Annotated in this window: 5 protein-coding genes and 1 pseudogene; all 6 read left to right on the top strand. The window is 45.5% G+C overall.

The window, feature by feature from the left end; translation table 11 throughout:
* A partial coding sequence (gene tsaB / locus AB4653_RS20615; protein ID WP_372105194.1) for a tRNA (adenosine(37)-N6)-threonylcarbamoyltransferase complex dimerization subunit type 1 TsaB occupies window positions 1-582 on the top strand: 582 nt, incomplete at its 5' end.
* A 93-nt stretch (window positions 583-675) separates the two neighbouring features.
* The gene (locus AB4653_RS20610) at window positions 676-981 is read left to right on the top strand and encodes a hypothetical protein (protein ID WP_009847302.1); all 306 of its coding nucleotides are present in this window, start codon (window positions 676-678) and stop codon (window positions 979-981) included.
* Window positions 982-1,020: 39 nt separating this feature from the next.
* Window positions 1,021-1,581, top strand: a complete 561-nt coding sequence (locus tag AB4653_RS20605; protein WP_009847301.1) for a Slp family lipoprotein — start codon at window positions 1,021-1,023, stop codon at window positions 1,579-1,581.
* A gap of 47 nt (window positions 1,582-1,628) precedes the next feature.
* Window positions 1,629-2,480 (top strand): alpha/beta fold hydrolase, encoded by an 852-nt coding sequence (locus AB4653_RS20600; RefSeq protein WP_009847300.1) that lies wholly within the window; start codon window positions 1,629-1,631, stop codon window positions 2,478-2,480.
* Between the two features lie 106 nt (window positions 2,481-2,586).
* Window positions 2,587-4,281, top strand: a complete 1,695-nt coding sequence (gene fadD / locus AB4653_RS20595) for a long-chain-fatty-acid--CoA ligase FadD (protein WP_009847299.1) — start codon at window positions 2,587-2,589, stop codon at window positions 4,279-4,281.
* Window positions 4,282-4,425: 144 nt separating this feature from the next.
* Window positions 4,426-5,303: pseudogene (rnd, locus tag AB4653_RS20590) on the top strand (ribonuclease D); the annotation flags it as partial.

The raw sequence follows: 5,303 nt of genomic DNA, 5'->3' as shown, positions 1-5,303 counted from the left end.
CTACCTATGGTTGATGAAGTACTGAAAGAAGCGAATATTGCTTTAACCGATATCGACGCGATCGCGTTTGGCCAAGGCCCGGGCAGTTTCACGGGTGTACGTATTGGCATTGGTATTGCTCAAGGCTTAGCTTTTGGTGCTGATTTGCCGATGATCGGTGTGTCTACACTGGCAGCGATGGCGCAAGGCAGCTACCGTAAATTTGGCGAAACTCATGTTGCAACAGCAATTGATGCTCGCATGAGTGAAGTTTACTGGGCTCGTTACAGCCGTGAAGATGATGGTCGTTGGACTGCGGTCGATGCGGAATGTGTAACGCCTCCAAGCGAATTGGCTGAACAGCTTGAAGCGGACTCCAACACATGGGCAAAAGTAGGCACAGGTTGGGAAGCATATGCAGAGCACATGGACACACTAGCGATCAACACCAAAGTGTGTGAAGTGCTATTCCCAGAAGCTCAAGACATGGCGTTCCTTGCTCAATTTGCTTATGCTGAAGGCAAAGCGGTTGCTGCTGAAGAGTCTGAGCCGGTTTACCTACGTGATAAAGTGACTTGGAAAAAACTGCCTGGTCGCGAGTAAATACGTATTACTTTGGCTCTGCAGTTTATTTTGTAGAGCCGTTATTAAAATTAGATACACAATCATTAAAGTCAGGTAATAAACTCTTTAAGCATGGTTTCAATCAACGGCTTACCTCCTTCTTCGATAGGCAATACATCTAAAACCAATCGAACCAACAAAAAGAATGAGGTAAAAAAAGGCGATGCAAAGACCTCTGTTGGTCAGCCAACTAAGGTTGCGAATGCTGTCTCGCATTCTATTCGCCAGGTCAAAGAGTCTGAGATTCACAAGGCTCAGATTCAATATGATCTTCCAGAAGGGCGCGGACGACGTGCGATGGAGGAGTATATGGATGTGATGAATCAAGCTAAAAAAGAGGAACTTGCAAAGCTAATTGGGGTCGATATTTATATCTAGCTTTGTGTTTTCATTTATCCTGCTCTAAGGAGCTGCATTATGTATTCTCTCATATCTAAATCTCGCTTATTTTTCCTTGTCGCTTTCTCTACGATGGTGATGGGGTGCTCCTCTTTACCTAAAGAACTTAATGCAAACTCAGAACAGGTGGTAACTGACTACCAAGAGTGGGTAAACACACTACCGGATGCCGGTGATGTTCGTTTGGGTGGCGTGATTGCTAAAGTCACTAATCTGAAAGATAAAACGCGTGTTGAAGTGGTGAACTTACCTATCTCTAGTAGTGGTAAGCCTGATATTGATGCCGAACCAAAAGGACGTTTTGTTGGTTACATTGACGGCTATGTTGAACCATTGAGCTTTGCTGAGGGTCGTTTAGTTACTTTAGTTGGCACATCAAATAGCACTGAAGACGGTATGGTTGGTGAATACCCTTACACTTTCCCAGTCATGAATGTCTACAATCAACGTTTATGGCAGATCACTGAAAGAGTGGTTATTAATGACTTTGCGCCAACTTACTACTCTTGCCGCAGTTTACATTGTCGCAGTTTTCAAACCATGCCTAAGTCAGGGCGTGTGATTCAAGATGTGCAATAGTCGAACCTTAACTCGACATACCCAATGACAGGGACACCATACTATCAATGATTGAACAGTCATATTCCCTTGCGAGCGGGACACTTGCAACACAACAGATTGGCAACCCACAAACGACCGTAACGACGGTCGTTTTTATTCATGGCTGGCTAGACAATTCCGCAAGTTTTACTCAGGTCATGCAGCAAGTCTCTAAGCTTTCTCCAGATACTCACTTGGTTGCGATCGATCTTTTTGGGCACGGTTTCTCGTCGCATAAGTCGGGGAGTTACTACCCATTTCACGACTATATTGATGATTTACACCAGCTAGTGACCAAATTATCGCCAAACAGACTGGTGCTGGTAGGACATTCACTTGGTGCATTGATAGCAAGTTGCTATAGTGCCGCCTTTCCTGAAAATGTGTCAGGATTAATTCAAATTGAAGGTCACGGACCTCTTTCTGAAGCTCCCCACGAAACAGTCTCTCGCTTGAGGGATGGGGTACTTAGTCGTCTTCGACAGCGAAGAAAGCCTTCACGTCCTCTGGCAAGTCTTGAGGATGCTATTAAGCTGAGAGCTCACGCCAACCAAATTAATGCTGAATTAATCGCTCCTATTGTTGAGCGAGGTATTGTCGAGTTTGAGAACTCTTGGCAATGGCGATGCGACCCTAATCTAAAATGTGACTCGTTATATCGAATGTCACAGGCGCACGCTGAAGCGATTATGGCGGCTATTGAATGCCCTCAATTAATAATCCTAGGGAATGATGGATACCGACATTTGCAGCATAATCGCTACAAATCAGCGCATAGTCCTCTGAATATAGAGACGATTCCTGGCGGACATCATTGTCATTTAGAGAGCCCAGAGCTAGTTTCAGAGCTAATTCTTGGTGTAGTTAACAAAATTTAAACAAGTGTTTGAGCCTTTTAGTGCTCATGCACTAAAGCTGTGCTGTAATACCGCAATGATAAAAAGCGGCGAAGCAGTCGTCAGCTGATAAACGAGGAGTAACATCGTGGATAAACCTTGGCTTTCACGTTATCCAAGTGACGTACCAGAAACGATCAACCCAGATCAGTACCAATCTCTCATTGAAATGTTTGAACAGTCGGTACAGAAGTTCGCCGACCAACCTGCATTCGAGAACATGGGATCGATTATGACATTCCGTAAGCTTGAAGAGCGCAGTCGTGCTTTTGCTGCTTACTTGCAGAATGATCTAAAACTGAAGAAAGGCGATCGTGTCGCGCTGATGATGCCAAACTTGCTGCAATACCCAATTGCACTGTTTGGTGTACTGCGTGCAGGTATGATTGCTGTGAACGTCAACCCACTGTACACGCCTCGCGAACTTGAACACCAACTGAATGACTCTGGCGCAAAGGCGATTGTTATCGTTTCTAACTTTGCGAGCACACTAGAGAAAGTCGTTGATAAAACTCCGGTTAAACACGTTGTACTCACTAGCCTTGGGCAAATGTTGCCACGAGCGAAAGGTACGATTGTCGACTTCGTAGTGAAATACGTAAAAGGTATGGTGCCTAAGTACGATCTACCGGGTGCCATTTCATTCAGAAAGGCACTTTACAAAGGCCGTCGTCTTCAATATGTGAAGCCGTTTATGGCGGGTGATGACATCGCATTCCTACAGTACACAGGTGGTACAACGGGTGTAGCGAAGGGCGCAATTCTAACGCACCGCAATATGATTGCGAACGTACTTCAAGCTAAAGGGGCATACAGCCCTGTGCTACAAGAAGGCCGTGAATTGGTGGTAACGGCATTGCCGCTTTACCACGTATTTGCATTGACAGTGAACTGCTTACTGTTTGTTGAGATGGGTGGTCGTAACCTTTTGATTACTAACCCTCGTGACATTCCTGGCTTTATTAAAGAACTACAAAAAGTTCCGTTTACCGCGATTACTGGCGTAAACACCTTGTTCAATGCGCTAGTGAATAACGAAGATTTCCACGAGTTGGATTTCAGTAACATGCGTTTATCTGTTGGCGGCGGTATGGCGGTTCAACGCGCTGTTGCTGAGCAATGGAAGAAAGCGACAGGTGTCCACCTACTTGAAGGCTATGGTTTAACTGAATGTGCTCCTTTGGTCACAGGTAACCCATACGATTTGAAAGACTATACGGGTGCAATCGGCCTGCCAGTACCATCAACAGAAGTTCGTATTGTTGATGATGAAGGTAAAGTGGTTGGCAATGACCAAGTGGGTGAATTGCAGGTCCGTGGTCCTCAAGTGATGCAAGGTTACTGGCAGCGTCCAGAAGCGACCAAAGAAGTGATCGATCAAGACGGTTGGCTATCGACAGGTGACATCGTTAAGTTTGATGATGAAGGCTTGTTGTACATCGTTGACCGTAAGAAAGACATGATTCTAGTGTCGGGCTTCAACGTTTACCCGAACGAGATTGAAGATGTTGTGGCTCTGCATGGCAAAGTGTTAGAAGTTGCGGCTATCGGTCAACCTCATGAAGTGTCAGGTGAGTTGGTTAAGATTTACGTTGTGAAACGTGACCCGAGCCTAACCAAAGAAGACATTATCGCGCACTGTCGTGAGCACCTAACGGGCTACAAGATCCCTAAATTGATTGAGTTCCGTGAAGAACTACCAAAAACCAATGTAGGTAAGATCTTACGCCGAGTGCTTCGTGAAGAGAACGATGCTGAGCTTGCTAAACGCGCAAGCGAGTAACGAGCTCATTTACGAGAAGATGATGCACCATAAGCCATAGCAGCGCTTAATCTAAGCGAGCGCTGAAAAATGGTGTTAGAATGCCGACAGTTAATGTCGGCATTTTTGTATCCGGCGATCAAAGTAAAATCAGTGAGAGTTTTTGTGGATTATCAAATCATTACCCAAGTGAAAGACCTTGAGCGAGTTTGCCAACAAGCACGTGAAGCCGATGTTGTTATGGCTTGATACAGAGTTCGTTCGTACAAGAACCTATTACCCTCAATTAGGCTTAATTCAGTTATTTGATGGTGAAACGCTGTCACTGATTGATCCTATTGCTCTTGATGAAATGACCCCGTTTGTTGGGTTATTGAAAGACACTTCAGTACTGAAAGTTTTGCACGCGTGTGGCGAAGATCTAGAAGTGTTCCAGAACGCATTTGGCTGTACGCCAACGCCAATGGTTGATACGCAGATCATGGCAGCCTTCTTAGGTCATGGTCTTTCAACTGGCTTTGCAGCTCTCGTTTCAGAGTTTGTAGGCGTTGACCTAGATAAGAGTGAATCTCGCACCGACTGGCTAGCGCGTCCGCTTTCTCAAAAGCAACTCGACTACGCAGCAGCAGACGTTCACTACTTGATGCCAATGTACAACAAGCTTCTAGAAAAAGTGATGGAAGCGGGCTGGTGGGAAGCGGCACAGCAAGAGTCTGATTTACAAGTGGCTAAGCGCATCCGTAAAGCAAACCCAGATAACGCTTACCTTGATATTAAAGGCGCGTGGCAGCTAAAGCCTCAGCAGCTAGCTATTTTAAGACCGCTAGCAACTTGGCGTTTAAAAGAAGCGATTAAGCGTGACTTAGCGCTGAACTTTGTTTTCAAAGAACAAGACCTATGGGCTGTGGCGCGTTTTGCGATGAAAGACCCTAAGCACATGGAGCAAGAAGGTTTTGATTACCGCTCTGTACGTCGCCATGGCGCTAAAATCAGTTCAATCGTTAAGTTAGCTGAGCATACGCCAGAAGAAGAGTACCCTGCGC

The sequence above is a fragment of the Vibrio sp. 10N.222.48.A3 genome (genome assembly GCF_041475345.1).
GTDB classification, from domain to species: domain Bacteria; phylum Pseudomonadota; class Gammaproteobacteria; order Enterobacterales; family Vibrionaceae; genus Vibrio; species Vibrio tasmaniensis_A.
The sequence above is the reverse complement of the archived record's forward strand: the minus strand, read 5'-3'. Positions and strand labels throughout refer to the sequence as shown.